This window comes from Actinophytocola sp., from assembly GCF_035712165.1.
Taxonomy (GTDB): Bacteria; Actinomycetota; Actinomycetes; order Mycobacteriales; family Pseudonocardiaceae; genus DASYTH01.
Genome location: NZ_DASTBH010000553.1, coordinates 1 through 18,517, shown reverse-complemented (window position 1 = coordinate 18,517; position 18,517 = coordinate 1). Strand labels below are relative to the sequence as shown.

General features: G+C 72.1%; 15 protein-coding genes. 12 read left to right on the top strand and 3 right to left on the bottom strand.

Features of this window, described 5'->3' with window-relative positions; all coding sequences use genetic code 11:
• From VFO68_RS31330 to VFO68_RS31305, 6 genes are all read left to right on the top strand, one after another.
• The coding region (locus VFO68_RS31330) for an amino acid adenylation domain-containing protein (RefSeq protein WP_325162032.1) at nucleotides 1-4,131 on the top strand (4,131 nt) is incomplete at its 5' end.
• The gene (locus VFO68_RS31325; RefSeq protein WP_325162031.1) at nucleotides 4,128-5,138 is read left to right on the top strand and encodes a methyltransferase; all 1,011 of its coding nucleotides are present in this window, start codon (nucleotides 4,128-4,130) and stop codon (nucleotides 5,136-5,138) included. The genes VFO68_RS31330 and VFO68_RS31325, both read left to right, overlap by 4 nt.
• 70 nt (nucleotides 5,139-5,208) lie before the next feature.
• Complete coding sequence (locus tag VFO68_RS31320) at nucleotides 5,209-6,522, top strand: cytochrome P450 (protein ID WP_325162030.1); 1,314 nt, start codon at nucleotides 5,209-5,211, stop codon at nucleotides 6,520-6,522.
• A 12-nt stretch (nucleotides 6,523-6,534) separates the two neighbouring features.
• Complete coding sequence (locus tag VFO68_RS31315; RefSeq protein WP_325162029.1) at nucleotides 6,535-7,716, top strand: VCBS repeat-containing protein; 1,182 nt, start codon at nucleotides 6,535-6,537, stop codon at nucleotides 7,714-7,716.
• On the top strand, nucleotides 7,713-7,916 hold the full coding sequence (locus tag VFO68_RS31310; RefSeq protein WP_325162028.1) for an MbtH family protein: 204 nt from the start codon (nucleotides 7,713-7,715) through the stop codon (nucleotides 7,914-7,916). Before VFO68_RS31315 ends, VFO68_RS31310 begins: the two co-directional genes overlap by 4 nt.
• 2 nt (nucleotides 7,917-7,918) lie before the next feature.
• Nucleotides 7,919-9,340, top strand: a complete 1,422-nt coding sequence (locus VFO68_RS31305; protein WP_325162027.1) for an MFS transporter — start codon at nucleotides 7,919-7,921, stop codon at nucleotides 9,338-9,340.
• Here the strand turns inward: VFO68_RS31305 and VFO68_RS31300 are convergent.
• Nucleotides 9,263-10,087, bottom strand: a complete 825-nt coding sequence (locus VFO68_RS31300) for a serine/threonine-protein kinase (protein ID WP_325162026.1) — start codon at nucleotides 10,085-10,087, stop codon at nucleotides 9,263-9,265. The genes VFO68_RS31305 and VFO68_RS31300 overlap by 78 nt on opposite strands.
• 149 nt (nucleotides 10,088-10,236) lie before the next feature.
• Between VFO68_RS31300 and VFO68_RS31295 the strand changes: the two genes are divergently transcribed.
• Genes VFO68_RS31295 through VFO68_RS31275 form a run of 5 tightly spaced genes read left to right on the top strand, consistent with a single transcriptional unit; the run spans nucleotide 10,237 to nucleotide 15,465 of the window.
• Nucleotides 10,237-11,793 (top strand): hypothetical protein, encoded by a 1,557-nt coding sequence (locus VFO68_RS31295; RefSeq protein WP_325162025.1) that lies wholly within the window; start codon nucleotides 10,237-10,239, stop codon nucleotides 11,791-11,793.
• Nucleotides 11,790-12,221 (top strand): hypothetical protein, encoded by a 432-nt coding sequence (locus tag VFO68_RS31290; RefSeq protein WP_325162024.1) that lies wholly within the window; start codon nucleotides 11,790-11,792, stop codon nucleotides 12,219-12,221. The genes VFO68_RS31295 and VFO68_RS31290 overlap by 4 nt, the downstream gene beginning before the upstream one ends.
• On the top strand, nucleotides 12,218-13,882 hold the full coding sequence (locus tag VFO68_RS31285; RefSeq protein ID WP_325162023.1) for an FHA domain-containing protein: 1,665 nt from the start codon (nucleotides 12,218-12,220) through the stop codon (nucleotides 13,880-13,882). Before VFO68_RS31290 ends, VFO68_RS31285 begins: the two co-directional genes overlap by 4 nt.
• A gap of 10 nt (nucleotides 13,883-13,892) precedes the next feature.
• Nucleotides 13,893-14,741 (top strand): class I SAM-dependent methyltransferase, encoded by an 849-nt coding sequence (locus tag VFO68_RS31280; protein WP_325162022.1) that lies wholly within the window; start codon nucleotides 13,893-13,895, stop codon nucleotides 14,739-14,741.
• Nucleotide 14,742: 1 nt separating this feature from the next.
• The gene (locus VFO68_RS31275; RefSeq protein ID WP_325162021.1) at nucleotides 14,743-15,465 is read left to right on the top strand and encodes a class I SAM-dependent methyltransferase; all 723 of its coding nucleotides are present in this window, start codon (nucleotides 14,743-14,745) and stop codon (nucleotides 15,463-15,465) included.
• A 61-nt stretch (nucleotides 15,466-15,526) separates the two neighbouring features.
• Here VFO68_RS31275 and VFO68_RS31270 read toward each other — a convergent pair whose 3' ends face one another.
• Nucleotides 15,527-16,270, bottom strand: coding sequence for a thioesterase II family protein (locus VFO68_RS31270; protein WP_325162020.1), 744 nt, complete (start codon nucleotides 16,268-16,270; stop codon nucleotides 15,527-15,529).
• Between the two features lie 51 nt (nucleotides 16,271-16,321).
• Here VFO68_RS31270 and VFO68_RS31265 point away from each other — a divergent pair, with 51 nt between their 5' ends.
• The gene (locus tag VFO68_RS31265; protein ID WP_325162019.1) at nucleotides 16,322-16,990 is read left to right on the top strand and encodes an O-methyltransferase; all 669 of its coding nucleotides are present in this window, start codon (nucleotides 16,322-16,324) and stop codon (nucleotides 16,988-16,990) included.
• Here the strand turns inward: VFO68_RS31265 and VFO68_RS31260 are convergent.
• A complete protein-coding gene (locus VFO68_RS31260) occupies nucleotides 16,980-18,164 on the bottom strand; it encodes a DNA glycosylase AlkZ-like family protein (protein ID WP_325162018.1) in 1,185 nt (394 codons plus the stop codon). The genes VFO68_RS31265 and VFO68_RS31260 overlap by 11 nt on opposite strands.
• Nucleotides 18,165-18,517: the final 353 nt, after the last annotated feature.

Here is an 18,517-nt window from a genome sequence, read left to right as displayed (position 1 = left end):
CTGGGCCACCTGGACGTCGCCGCGCTGACGGCGAGCTGCACCGAGCTGCTGTCCCGCCATGCCGTGTTGCGCTCGCGGTTCGTCGAGTCCGGCGGTCAACCGCGTGCGGTGCCCGGTCCGGCGACGGCGCTGCGGCTGCGGCACGCCGACCTGTCGGCCTCCGGCGCCCCCGACGGGGCGCTCGCCGAGGCGGCCCGCGCCGAGGCGGGCCGTCCGTTCGACCTGGCCGCCGGGCCGCCGGTGCGGGCGCTGCTGGTCCGGCTGGCGCCCGACGATCACGTGCTGCTGCTGACGATCCACCACATCGCCACCGACGCCTGGTCCAACGCGGTGCTGCTGGAGGAGCTGGGCGCGCTGTACCGGGGTGGGACGCTGCCGGCCGCCCCGCGGTTCGCCGACTTCGCGGTGTGGCAACGCGAACGGCTCGCCCCGGAGGTCCGGGACCGGGTCGCGGCCTACTGGCGCGGCACGCTCGCCGCCGCGCCGCAGGGCATCGAGCTGCCCACCGACCGGCCGCGCTCGGCGAACCGGGCCCGCCGGGCGGCCCGGCTGGTCAGCACCGTGCCGGGCGAGCACCTGGCCGCGCTGGTCCGGTTCTGCCAGGCGATCCGGGTGCCGACCTTCGCCGGGCTGATGGCGGTGCTCCAGGTGCTGCTGCACCGTTACGGCCGGGCCACCGACTTCCTGGTCGGTGTTCCGTTCAGCGGACGGCAGCGGCCCGAGCTGATGAAGGTGGTGGGCCCGTTGTTCACCACGGTCCCGCTGCGTGCCGACGTGTCCGGCGCACCGTCGTTCGCGGAGCTGGCCGCCCGGGTGCGGACCGCCGCCGCGGACGCGTTCGCCCACAGTGCGTTGCCGGCCGACCGGTTCCGCACCGACACCCGCGGCACCCTGCCCTACGACGTGCTGTTCGCTTTGCAGGACGCGCCACGGCCCTCGGTCGAACTGGCCGGCCTGACCATCGAGCACATCGAACTGGGCGAAGGCACCGCCCAGTGCCCGCTGACCCTGTCGGCCGTGCCGGAAGCGGGTGGGCTGCGGATGGTCACCGACTACGACCGCGAACTCTTCGACCCGGACACCGTCGCCCAGCTGATGGCGCACTACGGCGGGCTGCTCACCGAACTCGTTGCCACGCCGGACATTCCGATCGGCACCGTGCCGCTGCTCACCCCGGCGCAGCGGGAGACCGTGCTCACCCGATGGAACCGCACCGCGACGCCGCGGCCGCCCGGGGCCACGCTGCCGGACCTGCTGCGCCGGCAGGCCGCCCGCACCCCGGACGCGCCGGCGCTGCGCTGCGGTGAAGACCTGTTGTCCTACCGGGAACTGCTGGACCGGGCCGAGCACTACGCCGCCCGGCTGGCCGCACTGGGCATCGGGCGCGGCGACGTGATCGGGGTGAGCGTCCCCCGGTCGGTCGACCTGGTGGTGCTGCTGCTCGCGGTGCTCTGTTCCGGCGCGGCCTACCTCCCGCTGGATCCGGCGCACCCGGCCGAGCGGCGCGAGCGCGCCCTGCGGGACAGTGGCGCGGCGCTGCTGCTCGACGGCACCGGGGTGCTCGACGCGGTCACCGGGTCGCCGCCGTGGCAGCCACCCCGGCTCGATCCCGCCGACGTGGCCTACGTGATCTACACGTCGGGCTCGACCGGGACCCCGAAAGGCGTTGTGGTGGCCCACGACGGGGTGTGCAACAACGCCGCCTGGCGGCGCGAGGTCACCGGGCTCGGCCCGGGCGACCGGCTGCTGCACACCGTGTCCTTTGCGTTCGACCCGTCGGTCTGGCAACTGTTCGGACCGCTGCTGGCCGGCGCCGAGGTGGTGCTGGCCGGGCCGGCGGAGGCGGGCGATCCGGCCCGGTTCGCCGCGCTGGTCCGCGCGCACCGGGTGACGATCGCGGACTTCGTGCCGTCGCTGCTCGCCCAGGTGCTCGACGTGGCCCGGCCCGGCGACCTGGACTCGCTCACGCACATCTTCTGCGGCGGGGAGCGGCTGCCGCGGGACCTGGCCGCGCGCTGCCACGCGCTGACGAATGCCGTGCTGCACAACCAGTACGGGCCCACCGAGGCGACCATCGACACCACATCGCACCTGGTGCCGCCGGACGAGCCGGAGCACGACGTGAGCATCGGCCGGCCGATCGCGAACAAGCGGGTGTACGTGCTCGACGAGCACCTCCAACCGGTTCCCCCCGGGGTGGCCGGCGAGCTGTGGATCGGTGGAACCGGTCTGGCGCACGGGTATCTGCGTGATCCACGCCAGACCGCGGCGCGGTTCGCGCCGGATCCGTTCGGGTCGCCGGGATCGCGGATGTATCGCAGCGGCGACCTGGTGCGGCACCGGCGGGACGGCGCGCTGGTGTTCCTCGGCCGGCTCGACGAGCAGGTCAAGGTCAACGGCGTGCGGATCGAGCCGGCCGAGGTGGCGGCGGCGCTGCGCCGGCACCCGGACGTCGCCGACGCCGTGGTGGTGTTGCGCGAGGTGGCCGGCCGGCCGGCGTTGGTCGGCTACGTGGTGCCGGCCGGCCGGTTCGACCCGGCCACGCTGCGCGAGCACGTCGCCGGGCAGCTTCCGGCGGCGTTCGTGCCCGCGCACGTCGTCGCGCTGCCGGCGATCCCGTTGGGGCCGAACGGAAAGGTCGACGCCGCCCGGCTGCCGGCGGTGGCCCCCCGCCGGGCGGACGGACCGGCCCGGACCGCGCCCCCGGGCTCGGTCGCGGCGATCCTGACCGGGCTGTGGCACGAGGTGCTGGGCCGGGACGACCTCGGCGTCGACGACGACTTCTTCGCCCTGGGCGGGGATTCGCTGCTCGCGGTCCGGCTGGTCTCGGCCGTGCGGGACCGGTTCGGTGTGGCGCTGGCGCTGCCGGAGTTCTTCGAGGCGGCCACCCCGGCCCGGCTGGCCACGCTGATCACGGCCCGGCGGGCGGTGCCGCCGCCCACCCCGGCACCGGCCCTGGTCCGTCGCAACAGCGCGACCGCCCCGCTGTCCTTCGCGCAGGAACGGGTGTACCGCCAGGCACTGGCCGGCGCCGGGCCGGACGAGCTGCACCTGTCGATCCGCGCCCGGCTCTCCGGCGACCTGGACGCCACCGCGCTGGCCGGGGCGCTGCGGGCCGTGGTCGCCCGGCACGAGGCGTTGCGGGTGGCGATCGCCGGCGAAACCCAGACCGTGCAACAGCCCTACGACATCCGGCTGGACACCCCGGATGAGCTGTCCCTGGACTCCGGCCGGCTGCTGGACGCCGGCCTGACCCGGCTCGGCCCCACCGAGCACGAGCTTTCCCTCACCCTGCACCGGATCGCGGCGGACGGGGTGTCCACGCAGCTGCTCACCCGGGACCTCGCTCTGAGCTACGCCGCGTTGCGGGCCGGGCGCCGCGCCGAGCTGCCGGCGCTACCGGTGCAACATCCGGACTACGCGCACTGGGAACGGGCCGCACACCCGCCCGAGGCGGTGGCCGGCGCGGTGCGGGACTGGCTGCGCGACGCCGGCGACCTGGCCTGGCTGCGGAAGTTCCCCCGACCGGCCGGAGCCCACCGCGCATCCCGCAGCACCGTGCTCGACCCGGCCCGGGTGCACGCACTGTCCACAGTGGCCAGAAGGCACCGCACCACCACGCGCACCGTGCTGCTCACCGCATGGGCCGCCGCGTGCGCCCGCCGGTTCGACGTGCCCGGGCTGCTGGCCTGCGTCCCGGTCAGCGGCCGGGACACGCCGGCCGTGCGGGACATGGTGGGGCGGTTGGTGAACCTGGCGCTGCTGCCGGTCCGCCCGGAGCACGCCGGCCGGGTCGACCTGGTGCACGCGGCCGCCGCCGACGGCTACGACCGCGCGGCCCGGCTGCCGTTCCTGGCCGTCGAGCGGGCGGTCGACCCGGATCACGCCGGCACCGGCCCGGTGTTCCCGATCCTGTTCGACGCCGCCGACCCGCCGGCCGAGCTACCGGCGCTGGCCGGTCTGGAGGTCACCGTGACGCCGCCGCGCGAGCCGTGGAGCGACTTCGGCCTCGCCTTCCGCGCCGCGCGCCACCCCGGCGGGCTGGAGCTGACCCTGCTGTACGACCCGGACGGCTACCCCGACGAGCTTGCCGCCGGGCTGTGCGCCGAGGTGCTGGAGGTGCTGCCGTGACCGAGGCCCGGCAACGGCTCACCGACCTGCTCGGCGGCTACCGGCGCACCGCGCTGGTACACCTGGCCGCCGAACTGTCGATCGCCGACCACCTGGCCGGGCGGGCGGCCACCAGCGCGGAGCTGGCCGAAACCGTCGGCGCCCGGCCGGAGGCGCTGCACCAGGTGCTGCGCGCGCTGGCCGGAATCGGGGTGCTGCGCCACACCGGCGACGACCGGTTCGCGCTGACCGAGGTCGGCGAACTGTTGCGCAGCACGGCACCCGGCTCGATGCACGGCGCGGCCGTCTACTTCGGCGCGCTGAGCTACCGGGCCTACACCGGCCTGCTGGACGCGGTCCGGCACGGCGGGGTCGCCTTCGAGCGGGTGTTCGGCACCGGCTACTACGACCACCTGGACCAGCATCCCCGGCTGGCGGGCTACTACCACCAGATGATCGCGCTGCCGCGCGGCACGGGGGCCGTGCTGGCCGGGCTGTTCGACTTCACCGCCTACCACACCATCGTGGATGTCGGCGGTGGCAACGGATCCCTGCTGGCCGAGCTGATCTCGCTGCTGCCGCACGCCAAGGGCGTGGTCTACGAACTGGCGTTGAGCGCGCCGTCGGTGGCCGAGGTGCTCTCCGAGTGGGAGCTTGGTGACCGGTGTGTGTTCGTGCCCGGCGACTTCCGGGAGTCCGTCCCGCCCGGCGGCGACGTCTACCTGCTGTCCAGGGTGCTGGCGAACTGGGCGGACGCCGACGCGGTGCGGATCCTGGCCAACTGCCGGGCGGCGATGCTGCCCGGCGCCCGGCTGGTGATCTTCGAGATGGTGATGCCGAGCCCGGTCACCGAGGGCGCCTTCCCGGTCGAGGGCGACCTCAACGCGCTGGCCCACTTCGGCGGCGCGGTGCGGTCCCGCGCCGAGTTCGACCGCATCCTGACCGCCGCCGGGTTCGGCCTGCGCTCGCTCACCCCGGTCGGTCCCGGCGTGCCCTGGTCCCTCATCGAATGCGAGGTGCGCGCATGAACGAGCTTGCGAGCGAATCAATGTCACAGGGCGTCCGGTCACGGCGGATCCGAGCCTGCGAGGAGACGACGTGAGCACCGTGCCCCGGTTCACCGGCCTGCCGCTGCTCGGGGTCGGGCCACGGTTCCTGCGCGACCCGGTCGCCACGTTCATGGCCGCCCACCAACGCCACGGCGACCTGGTCGAGCTGGACCTCGGCCCGGGCGGCAGCATCTACGGCGTCTTCCACCCGGACGGCGTCCGGCAGGTGCTCGGCAAGGGCAGGCGGGTGCACCGCCAACTCCTTCGCCAACTGCTCGGCAAGGGCCTGTTCACCTCGCCCAGCGGCGAGGACTGGTTGCGCCGCAGGCGGTTGCTGCAGCCACTGTTCACCGCCGAGCGGCTGGCCGAGATGGTCCCGTCGCTGCTGCGGTCCTTCGACACGGCGCTGCACACCCGCTGGGAGCACAGCGCACGGATCAACGTCGCGGAGGAGATGAAGCAGGCCACGGTGGCGATGATGATCGACGCCACGTTCGGCCACCGCGCGGCGATCGACTACCCGGCGGCCCGGGCGGCGCTGGCGTTCCTGCTGACCTATGTGGACGAGCGGTTGTTCCGGGTGGTCAAGGCGCCGGGCAGCTGGCCGACCCACAAGAACCGCCGGTACACCAAGGAGATTGCGGTGCTGCGCGGCACCATCGCCGAGGTGATGCGGAACCCGAGGTTCCGCCGGGACGACGGGCCGACCTTCCTCGGCGGACTGCTGGAACTGCGCGGCGAAGCGAAGTTCACCGACGAGGAGCTCACCGACGAGGTCCTGTCGATCTTCATCGCCGGCACCGAGACCACCGGAACCGCGCTCACCTGGGCGCTGCACCTGCTCAGCCGGCACCCGGAGGCGGCGGCCGCGCTGTCCGCCGAGGTGGCCGGCACCCTCGGCGCACGCACCCCGACCGCCGCCGGACTTTCCCAGCTTTCCTGGCCGAAAGCCGTTGTGCAGGAGGCGATCCGGCTCTACCCGCCGGCCTGGGCGCTGCGCCGCGTGCTGGACGCCCCGACCGAGATCGGCGACGCAACCCTGCCCGCCGGCGCGAGCGTGATGGTCTCGGCCTACGTCACGCACCGGCATCCCGGCTTCTGGGTCGACCCCGAGCGGTTCGACCCGACCCGCTGGCTGCCCGGCGCGCCGGCGAAGGCGCCGCGGTTCGCCTACTTCCCGTTCGGCGCCGGCGCACACCAGTGCACCGGCAACCTGTTCGCGCTGCTGGAAGGCGAGCTGATCCTGACCCGCGTGGCGCAGCGGTTCCGCACCGCCCCGGTGACCGAACTGCCGGTCCGCACCAGACCCACCATCGCGCTGGCCCCGGTGCCGGCGCCGCACCTGACCCTGACCGCCGCCTGAATCGGAGGAGTAATGACCAAAAATGCCAGAAACCGGCGGCGAACCATCGGTCTCGCCGGTGCGGGTGCGGCGCTCGCGCTGTTCGCGCTTTCCGGATGTTCGTCCCTGCCACCGGAAGTGGAGTTCGGTGGGGCCAGCACGATCAAGGTCGGCGCCGGGCCCGGCGGCATCGTGACCGCCGACGTCAACGGCGACGAGATCCCGGACGTGATCACGTCCGACTTCATGGCCAACACCATCTCGGTGCTGTTCGGCGACGGCAAGGGCGGGCTGGCCGCGCCGGCCACCTTCCCCACCGGCACGGTTCCTTCGGACATCGACCTCGGCGACCTCAACGGTGACGACATCCTCGACGTCGTCACCTCCAACTACGGCACGCACACCGTCTCGGTCCTGTTCGGCGACGGCAAGGGCGCCTTCGGCCCGCCGACCGACTACACCGCGGGCGAGGGCGTGGCCCCGAACCGGGTCATGCTGGCCGACCTGAACAACGACGGCAACCTGGACGCCGCCACCTCGGACTTCCACAAGGACGGCATCTCGGTGCTGCTCGGCGACGGCAAGGGTGCGTTCGGCGAGCCCGCCCACTTCCCGGTGGTGTTCGACCCGATCCGGATCGTCTCGGCCGACCTGGACGCGGACGGCAACCTGGACGTGCTGACGGCGAACTTCGGCGCGAACAAGGTGGGCATCCTCAAGGGCGACGGCGAGGGTGGCTTCACCGCCCTGGACCCGCTGCCCACCGGTGACAACCCGGCCGGACTGCGGGTCGCCGACCTCAACGGCGACGAGGCGCTGGACGTGGTCGCGGCCAGCTACGGCGACAACAACGTCACCGTGTTCATCGGCAACGGGGACGCAACCTTCAAGGAGGGCAGGGACTTCCCCGTGGACGGGACCGCGCCGAGCGCCCTGACCATCGCCGACCTCAACGACGACGGCCTGCTCGACCTCGCGGTGGCCAACGGGATCTCCAACGACGTCAGCGTGCTGCGCGGCGACGGCGCCGGGTACTTCAGCCCGCCCGCCGTGTTCCCGATGAAGGGCGACGACCCGCGCGGCGGTCTGATCGCGGTCGACCTGGACGACGACGGAATGCCCGACCTGGTCACCGCCAACCACAACACCAGCGACATCTCGTTGCTGCTCAACGACGGCACGCCCAGCGACACCAAGAAACGAGCGAAGAAGTGACCGAGGACGAGGACGGCACCCGCTACCAGGTGGTCCGCAACGACGAGGAGCAGTACTCGATCTGGCCGGCCGACCGGGAGATCCCCGCCGGGTGGGCCGCGACCGGACCGGCCGGGGCGCGGGACGACTGTCTGGCGTGGATCGAGGAGAACTGGACCGACCTGCGGCCGCTGTCGTTGCGGCGGCTCGTACAGTCCTAGGAATGACGGGTCCCGAGGAACGCGGGGGCGGTGCGCTGTGGCTGTTGCGCACCAACTCCGCGTTCCGTGCGCTGTCCATCTCCCGGGTGGTGTCGTTCGTCGGTGACACGGTCAGCCTGGTCGCGCTGATCCTCTACGTGGCCGACACCACCGGGCACGCGCTGGCGGTCGCGCTGCTGCTGCTGGTCGGCGACTTCGCCCCGGCGCTGTTCGCCCCGCTGACCGGAGCGGTGGCCGACCGGTTCAACCGCAAGCACGTGATGATCGGCTGCGAGCTGGCTCAGGGCGCGCTGCTGCTGCTGATCGCGCTCACGCTGCCGCCGCTGCCACTGCTGCTCGCGTTGGTGGCGATCCGGTCCACGATCGGGCAGACCTTCCAACCCGCGTCCCGGGCGGCGATCCCGGCGCTGGTGCGGGACAAGGACCTGGAGGCGGCCAACTCCACGATCGGGTTCGGCACCAACGGCGCCGAGGCGATCGGACCGTTCATCGCCGCGGCGCTGTACCCGTTCATCGGCGTGTCCGGCGTGCTGCTGGTCGACGCCGCCTCGTTCTTCCTGTCCGGGCTGCTGCTCACCGGAATCGCCTCGCTGCCGCCGGGCACGGGTGAACCGGAGGACGGCCCCAAGGAACCGTTCCTGGCATCGGCCAGGGCCGGGCTGGGCTACATCTGGTCGGTACCCGCGGTGCGCATCATCGCGTTGACCTTCTGCGTCGTGGTGGCGTTCAACGGGATCGACGACGTCGCGATCGTCTACCTGGTCCGGGACACCCTGCAGGCGCCGGAGTTCACCGTCGGCCTGCTGCTCGGTGGCGTCGGCGTCGGACTGCTGGTCGGGTACGTGCTGCTGGCCCGGCACCACCGGCTGGCGTCGATGACCGCCTTGCTGCTCGCCGGTTTCGCGATCAGCAGCCTCGGCAACCTGCTCACCGGCCTGGCCTGGGCGGTGGCCGCGGCGTTCGTGCTGCAGACCGTGCGCGGCCTTGGCCTCGCCGCGATGGACGTGGCCAGCAACACCCTGCTGCAGCGGCTGGTTCCCGGCGACCGGCTCGGCCGGGTGTTCGGCAACTTCTACGGCCTGATCGGCATCGCCGCCGCCGTGTCCTATCTGGGCGGTGCCGTCCTGCTCGACGCCACCAACGCACCGGTCACGTTCATCGTCGCCGGTGTGGGTGGCCTGGCCGCCACGATCGTGGCCGCGCTCACCCTGCCCGGCGCGCTGCGCCGCGTCCCGCAACCGCCGGACACGCCGCCGGTCCGGGCCAACCTCGGGGTGTTCGCCACCCAGCGGGACACCTATGTGGTGCAGGGCAACCAGGTCACCGACCCGGAGGTGATCGCCGAGCTACACCGCCAGGGCATCACCGACACCGACCACGTCGTCGAGATCCCCACCCACCTGCTGCGCGACCTTGACCCATGACCGCAGGTCGGCGGCCAGGTCGCCGCAGGTCGGGTAGCGGTCCCGCGGGTCGGTCGCCATTCCCCTGGCCACAACTGCTCCCAGCCCGCCCAGCACGCGCCCCCCGCCGGCCGGCGAGGCCGCGGTCAGGCAGGCGAACAGCAGGCAGGCCAGCGAGTACACGTCCGCGCGGCGGTCCACCCACTGCCCGGCAACCTGTTCCGGCGCACGGAAGCCGACCGAGCCCGGCGAGACGATCGCCTCCAGTTCCGGGCAGTGGCAGCCGGCGGTGATGCCGAAGTCGCACAGGTAGGCGCGGCTGCCGGAGCTGGAGTCCAGCAGGACGTTCTTCGGCTTGACGTCCCGGTGCACCAACCCGCGCTCGTGGATGTGGTCCAGCGCGGCCGCGGCCTGTGCCACGATCGATGCCGCCCGGCGCGGCGGCAGCGGACCGTGCGCGTCCAGCAGCGCCTGCAGGTCGCCGCCCCGGATGTAGGGCAGCACCACGAACAGCGTGTCGCCGGCGTCCCCGAAGTGGTACACCGGCACGATGTTCGGGTGGTCCAGCCCGGCGGCGACCCGGCACTCGCACAGGAACCGCTCGCGGAACCGCCGGTCCGCGGCCAGCGGTTCGCGCAACGTCTTCACCACGACCCTGCGGCCCAGCCGCTCGTCCTGCGCCAGATAGACGATGCTGACCCCGCTGCGGTGCAGCTCGCCGGTGATCCGATAGCCAGGCAGTCGCAGGGCACTCCCTCCGTCGAACACGGCCGCTCCATGACCTCGCCCCGGGCGTCCCGCTGACATCCGGCTCGAGCTTCGATCGAACGTGACTCGTCTCGAAGACCGATGGAGGAGGGCTACAGGCGGGCTCGCCGAAGATCAGGGCTGGGCTAATCAGACAATATGCTCATCACATGGGGTACCCGTTTTCCGCACTGAGTCCACCCCGGGGACAAGGCGATCTGACCCCGGAGCTGGTGAACACCTCAGTGTGGACCGAGGGAATGCTCACCGACGCAGGAATTCCCATTGTCGACGTGCCCTTCGTGTCGATCGGCGGCGGCATGGGATCGTTCGCGATGGTCGACTGCCTTCGTATCGCTGGAGTTCCGGCCAGCAACATCCGGGTCCTGACCACACTGGACTATCCCTGGGAAAACTACGAGTACCTGACCGGCGTGGCACAACTTCCGCCGGAGTACCGGATCCGTTCGGACGCGTCCTCGACCCCGGACAATATCTGGGGATTTCCCAGCTATGCGGTTCGTTCCGCCTTTTCCGCGCGCACCGTGCGCGGGTTCGTCGCGCCGCTGTGGAACGTGCTGACCGAGAACGTGCTCACCGACTACTGGACGCCGCTGGCCGGCCAGGTGTTCGCCAGCCTGCACCGGGAGGCCGACCGGATCGGCTACTGGGAGACGATCGCCAAGGGCCAGGCCAGGATGGTGCGCAGGCGCGCAGGCGGCGGCTACTTCTCCATCCTCACCCCGCACCTGGGCGCCACCCGCCGGGTGGCCTACCGGAGCGGCTACGTGCACCTCGCGGTCGGCTACCCGCGCATCCGGTTCCTGCCCGACCTGCGGCGGTTCCGCGAGCGCTACGGCGACAAGTACCATTTCGTCAACAGCTACGAGCCGCACGAGCACGTCTACACCGAACTGCGCAACAGTCCCGGCACCGTGCTGGTGCGCGGCGGCGGCATCACCGCGTCGGCGATCCTGCACCGGCTGATCAACGACCGGGACGCGCACGGCGCGCGGACCCGGATCCTGCACCTGATGCGCACCTATGTGGAGTCGCCGCGCGGCGACTCGCCGTTCATGCGCCGGCCCGGCCGGGACGGTTGGGCGCACCAGGGCTTCAACTGGCCCAAGGCGAGCTGGGGCGGACAGCTCAAGGTTCGGCTGGAGCGCTCCGAGGGCGAGCAGCGCCGCGAGCTGTGGGAGACGCTGAAGGGCACCACCACCCCGCGCCGCAAGGGCTGGCAGCAGCAACTGCGCCGGGGCCGCGCCGAGGGGTTCTACCGCAGCCTGCCGGGCGAGATCGGCCACGTCGAGCCGGGTCCGGACGACACGCTCGTGGTTTTCGTGCAGACACCCGGATCCAGCGAGGTGCAACTGCTCAACGTGGACTTCATCATCGACTCCACCGGTCTGGTCGGGGACGTGATGAAGCACCGGGTGCTGGCCGACCTGGTGCGGCACTCCGGCCTGGACCGCAACCTGCTCGGCCGGCTGGAGGTCACCCCGTCGTTCGAGGTGACCTCCTGCCGCAACGGGTCCGGGCGGATGTACGCGGCCGGCGCGGCCACCGAGGGCGCCTACTACGCCCCGGCCGACTCGCTGCTCGGGCTGCAGTACGCCGCGCTGCGCGTCTGCGACGACCTGGCCCGGATGGGCGTGTGCCAGCGGATCGGCAACCGGCGTTCCGTTTCCCAGTGGTGGAAATGGGCGAGGAACGTCGCGCCATGACCCCGACGCTGCTCGGCCGCATCCAGTCCCGGACCTTCGTGGTGTGCACCGCGGCACTGCTGTGGACGCTGCTGCTCACCCCGCTGCTGCCGATGGGTTTCATGCCGCTGTCCGACGCCTACCGGGCCACGCTCACCGCGCTGTTCCTGGTGCTGCTGCTCGGCATCGTGCTGTGGGAGCCGCTTTACCACTTCCTCCAGCAGTTCCGCTGGGAGAAGGACTGGCCGGCGATGTTCACCCTGATCGAAGGCGTGCCGGAAGGCTGGCTCGTCTACCTGGTGCTCACCGGCATCCTCGGCCTCGACGTTCCGGTCGGGTCGTACGTGCTGCACTTCGCAACGGCCTGGCTGATCGTGTTCGGCTGCCTGCACGGGCCGATGCGGGTGCTCTTTCTCCGTTGGCGTTTCCGTGGTGGGAGGGTGATATGAAGCTCCGTGACTACACGATGTCGGTGCATCCGGGGAGCGGCACCGTCGGGCGGTTCCCGATGGCCGTGCTGCTGCTGTCCGGTACCGGCGGCCCGGAGCAGGACCGGTTGATCAACCTGTTCAGCGGTTCGGCCGCGGCCCGGGCCAAGGATCTGGGCGCCCGCCTGGAAACGCTGTTCGGCCAACTGTCCCCGGACGCGGTCGGCGCGTTCGCCGCCGTGCTGGAGACCGAGGGCAGGCTGTCGGTCTACCTGCACGGACCGGTTGAGGTGACCGCGGACAGCCCGAACGTCGAGTTCCGGGTCTGGGGTCCGGCCGACACCCCGTTGCTGCGTTACGACGCGCCCGAGGAGGTCGGTTCGCTGGCCGTGTACTTCGCCGAGAACCGGGGCGCGAACGGCAACCACGCCACCCTCGACCTGCGCTCCGGCGTGGTGTCCGGAGACGGCCTGGTGCTGCGCCGCGCCGGCTCGGCCGAGGGCGGCACCGTGCTGGCCCGGGTGACCAAGGCCGCGTCCCGCAACGGAAACGGGACCGCGACCGCGGTGGCGGAGTTGGCCCCGCCGGTCACCGAACCCGCTCCGGCTCCGGTCGTCCCGGTCCCGCCGCTGCCCGTCCCACCGCCGGCCGCGCGGATTCCCGCGTCTCCACCGGTTCCGGCGCCGGCTGCCGCTCCGGTCGCGGATGCGGGCCTGCACCCGACCTACCTGACCCGGCTGCTGACCCGGCTGCTGATCACCCTGACCGTCGGCGTCGGTGTCACGTTCGCGCTCGGTCCGGTGCTGCAGGCCGGTTTCGCACCGGTCAGCGTGACCTACACGACGACGTTCGTCTCGCTCGCCCTGCTGCTCGGCCTCGGCCTGATCATCTGGGACCCGGTTTACGGTCTGCTGCAACGAAACCGGGCGAGCCGGGACTGGCCGGCGCCGTTGCTGCTGGCCCAGGCCGTGCCCGAGGCGCTGCTGGTCTACGGCGTGCAGAGCCTGCTGCCCGGCGACCTGGTGGTGAACCAGACGACGCTGATCGTGCACCTGACCGTGACCGCCGGGCTCATCGGGGCGGCCGGCTACGGCCTGACCTTCGTTCCGGCAGCCCGCAAGCACCTGTTCCGGGCCGGCGCCGGCACCGTTGCCGCCGCGGCGAATGCCCCGGCCGGCGGCGCGGTGTCCAGCGGCGCGGTGCCGGGCGGGGCGCTGGTGTGGGGCATCAACTGCTCGGACGGCCACTTCAACCGGCCCGACGCGCGCTACTGCGGCACCTGTGGCACCGCGATGCACGGCCTGACCAGGGAACCCGTGCAGGGTCCGCGCCCGGCGCTCGGCTACCTCGTCGCCGACGACGGCTCCGCGCACGTGATCGACGCCGACTACGTGATCGGCCGGGCCCCGCAGTCGGACGGCAAGGTCCGGGACGGCCGGGCGCGTGGGCTCGCCGTGGCCGCCGGCGCTGGCGCGGTCTCCGACGCGCACGCCGACGTGCACATCGACCAGTGGGACGTGACGATCAGCGACCGGGGCCACGCCGCCGGCACCTACGTCCGCGAACCCGACAGCACCAACCTGATCCGGCTCGCGCCCGGGCAGCCGTTCGCCCTGCAGTCCGGCACCAACGTCCACATCGGACAGCGCAGCTTCGTGTTCCACGCCCTGAACAGCCGTTAGGAGCGACCAGATGACCGCCAGGTACGAGCCGGACACCACGAAGTCGTTCTACAACGCCTGGGGCGCAAGGGAATGGGACCGGCTGGAGAGCTCGTTCGAGAACCGCGTCAACTACCGGATCCACCGCGAGATCCTGGCCGAGCACATCGCGCCCGGAGCCGAGGTGCTCGAGGCCGGCGCCGGCCCGGGCCGGTTCACCATCGAGATGGCCCGGATCGGCGCCAAGATCACCGCCTGCGACCTGTCCGACGTGCAGCTCGCGGTGAACCGGGAGAAGGTCACCGAAGCCGGGCTGGACGGGCAGGTCACCGGCTGGCACCAGGCCGACATCGTCGACCTGAGCCGGTTCGACTCGGACCGGTACGACGCCGTGGTGTGTGTCGGCAGCGTGCTGTCCTGTGTGCTGGACCGGGCGCCGCAGGCCGTCAGCGAGCTGGTCCGCACCTGCAAACCGGGCGGGATCGTCGTGCTCAGCGTGACCTCCCGGCACGGTTACGTCCGCGCCTTCCTCAAGCAGATCCTGGCGCTTGCCGCGGCCGGCGACGCGCAGCTTGCCGCCGTGGACGCCGCCGTCCGCAGCGGCGACGTGGTGGGCATCCAGGCCGACATCGAGCTGCTCACCACGCACTTCTTCACCTGGGCCGAGCTGCGCGGCCTGCTCGTCTCGCGGGACTGCGAGATCGTCACCGCCTCCGCGTCGAACTTCTTCTCCGCCGACGACCCCGAGCTGGACGCCGCCCTCACCGCCAGCCCGGCGCTGATGGACGCCTTCGTCTCCTGGGAGCTGGAAGCCTGCCGCGCGCCCGGCGCCATCGACGGCGGCACCCACATCATCGCCGTCGCCCGCAAGCGGTCCTGACATGCAGGGCTACGAACAGTCCACCTACGGCGACTGCATCGCCGACATCTACGACCAGATGCACAGCGCCTGGGAACCCACCCCCACGGTGCGCACGATCGCCGAGTTGGCCGCCGGCGGCCCGGTCCTGGAACTGGGTGTGGGCACCGGCCGCGTCGCCCTCCCGCTGGCCCGTACCGGCCTGCGCGTGGTCGGCGTCGACATCTCCGCCGCGATGCTCACCAAACTCCGCGAGAAGGACCCGGAGAGCACCGTGGAGACCATCCAGGGCGACTTCCTCGATCTCCCGGTCGCCGAGAAGTTCTCGGTGATCTTCGTGGTCAACTCCCTGCTCCAGCTCTCCGACCCCGCCGACCAGCTGACCTGCCTGCGCCAGATCCGCGACCACCTGGAACCGGACGGCGTCCTCGCCATGGAGGAAGCCAACCCGGCGGTCTTCACCCACGACGGCCTCAACCTGTTCCACATGTCGCACGACCAGCTCCACCTGCTGGCCTCCGCCTACGACCCGATGACGCAGCACTACCGCGCCCAGCACGTGATCCTCACGGACGGCTCGGTCCGCCTGAACCCGATCTCGCTGCGCCTCACCACCACCCACGAGTTCGACCTCATGGCCCAACTGGCGGGCCTGCGCCTCCAGGAACGCTGGGGCAACTGGGAACGCACCACCCCCTACCTCCCCACCAGCCGCGCCCACATCTCCCTCTACACCCCCACATAACCCACCGGGTCCGGAGTGGGGACTCGCCGGTCCCGAAGTGGGGACTCGCCGGTGGTGGGGCTCAGGACAGGTAGGGCGCGAGGGTGGCGAGGACGGCTTCCCGGTGGTCGGCCAGGTAGAAGTGGCCGCCGGGGAAGACTTCGACGGTGCTGGGGCCGGTGGTGTACTCGCTCCAGTTGCGGGCCTCGGCGACGGAGACGCGGGAGTCGGCGTCGCCGGTGAGGACCAGCAGCGGGCACGACAGCGGCGGGCCGGCGACGAACGTGTAGCTCTCGGCGGCGTGGTAGTCGCTGCGCAGAACCGGGAGGATCATCTTGATCAGCTCGGGTTCGGCGAGGACCTGCGAGTCGGTGCCGCTCATCTCGGCCAGTTCGGCGAGCAGGAAGTCGTCGTCGCGGGTGTGGCCGCCCTGGTTGCGGAGGTCGGCGGGGGCGCGGCGGCCGGACACGACGAGGGCCTGGGGGACCACGGACTTGTCGTGTTCCAGGCGGCGGGCGACCTCGTAGGCGATGGTGGCGCCCAAGCTGTGTCCGAAAAGGATGGTGGGCCGGTCCAGCCAGGGCAGCAGCGCGGTGGTGACGCCGTCGGCCAGGTCGGCGACGTCGTCCAGCAGCGGCTCGGTGAGCCGGTCCTGGCGGCCGGGGTACTGGACGGACAGCACATCGGCGCGGGCAGACAGCTCCCGGGAGAACGGGAAGTAGTAGCTCGCCGAGCCGCCGGCGTGCGGCAGGAAGACCACGCGGACCGGGCGGTCCGGAGCCGGGTGGAACCGCCGGATCCAGCTTCCGCCCTGTGCATCTGCCACGATCGTGCCCCCTTGTCTGCCAAATTCCGATCATCGGCATAGGTTGTTGCCATGACGCAGGCGGTGTGGACCGAAGTAGACCGGTACTTTACCGAGCGGGTGGTGGGGTCCGACCCGGCGCTGGACGGCGCGCTGGCCGCCAGCAACGCGGCGGGACTGCCCGAGATCCAGGTTGCGCCCAATCAGGGCAAGCTGCTGCAACTGATGGCCCAGATCCGGGGCGCCCGGCGGATCCTCGAGATCGGCACGCTCGGCGGTTACAGCACGATCTGGCTGGCCAGAGCGCTCCCGCACGACGGGCGGCTGGTCACCATGGAGTACGACCGCCGGCACGCCGAGGTGGCCAGGGCGAACATCGCCCGGGCCGGGCTGGCCGACCGGGTGGAGGTCCGGGTCGGCGCGGCGCTGGACCTGCTGCCGGCGCTGGCCCGCGAGCGGCCGGAGCCGTTCGACCTCACCTTCATCGACGCCGACAAGCAGAGCAACACCGAGTACTTCCGGTGGGCGCTGCGGCTGTCCCGGGTCGGCAGCGTGATCATCGTGGACAACGTGGTGCGTGGCGGGCGCGTGACCGACCCGAACAGCGACGACCCGAGCGTGGTCGGCACCCGCCGGCTGTTCGACGCGCTCGCCGCCGAGCCCCGGGTGACCGCCACCGCGATCCAGACCGTCGGCAGCAAGAGCTACGACGGGTTCGCCATGGCGGTCGTCATCTCCTGACGCGGCCATCTCCTGACGCGGCCGACAGCGCGGCGATCCGGGGCGCGCGCGACTTCGGCGAGTCCAGGCTGAAGCCGCGCGCGTCGCCCAACTCGTCCCGGATGTAGGCCGCTGTCCGCTCCACCTCGGACACCAGGTCCGGATCCGTTGCCAGTGCGGGATCCCAGGTCCACCAGACGATCCGCGAACTGTCCACATCGAACTGCCAGAGCCCGACCAGCCGGCCCCGGTCCACGATCGCGTGATCGGGCAGGTCGGTGAACTGGCCGATGGTCCGGTCCTCCCCCGGTACCGGGGCGGACCCGTCGTCGAGCAGGCTGGACAGGTCGCGACGCAACAGGAACAGCCCGTCGATCCCGCCCAGCAGCGCATACCGTGGCCGGGCCGGCGCGACGAACTCCGCGAACGCCTTCGCGTCCGCCGGCAGCGCGAGCACCCCCTCGGCCACCTCGACCGGCGCCAACTCGGCCAGGGCCGCCTTGACCACCCGCGCCGTGAACCCGGTGAACCAGCGCACGTGCGCCACCCCGGCCCCGCCGGTCCAGCCCAGATACCGCCGGACGAGCGACACCCGGGCCGCGTCGTCGGACAGTCCCGAGTCCGGCCGGTCCCACCGGGCGTAGGAGTAGCGCTGCTGGTCCAACCGGCCGCCGACCGGAATCCGGCGCAGGTCACCGGAGGCCTGCAGCAGCCCGAGCGCCACCGGGAGCGTGGTGCTGACGCCCTGCTTCTTCCCGGCGGCGCCGAGGTTGCGCACCGCGTCGCCGAGCACGTCCTTGAGCGCCACCGGATCCAGCGGGCCGGCCGCCACCGCGTCCAGCACCGCCGCGCGCAGCTCGTCGATCTCCCCGCGCGGCACGCCCAGCTTCGCCACCCTGGCCAGGTCCGCCTCCGGCGCGCTCCGGCCGACCTGCAGCGCCAGCCCGAAATCCGCGGCGGGCACCACGTAGGTGCAGCCCCGGGCGGACGGCAGCTCGTGCACCGCCAGGTCGGCGACGGCGCCATCCACCTCGGCCCGGTGCACTCCGGCCCGGGCGAACAACGTCAGGTAGGGGTTGGCGCCGCCGACGGACCGGGCCCACCCGGTCCGGGCCAGCACGGTGGCCGGATCCTCGCCGTCGAGCGAGCCGTCCAGCCCCTGCCGGTGCCACCACCACGCCCGCAGGTCAGTCATCGGGACACCTCCCGGCGCGGCATCATAGCGCAAAACCGTTTCCCACCAGCACAAACCGGGTTCCTCGACGGGCTGTCGGCCGTGGATAGAAGTCCGCTCAACGAATCCGCGGTCCGGGTGGTCCACTCGCTACCGTGCTAGTCAGACCGGCGTATGCCGGCCTTCACCGGCGGCAAGGCGGGAAACCATGGACCAGTGGACCGAGGCGAGCTGGCTGAACCGGGCCGATGCGCCCGTGCTTCGCGCGGTCTCCGGTCGCAGCATGCGGCTCCTGCGCCGCGGCGCCGAGGCGGACATCGGCTACGAACCGGATGAGCTGATCGGGGCGCACCCGGCGCCGCCCGACGAGCCCG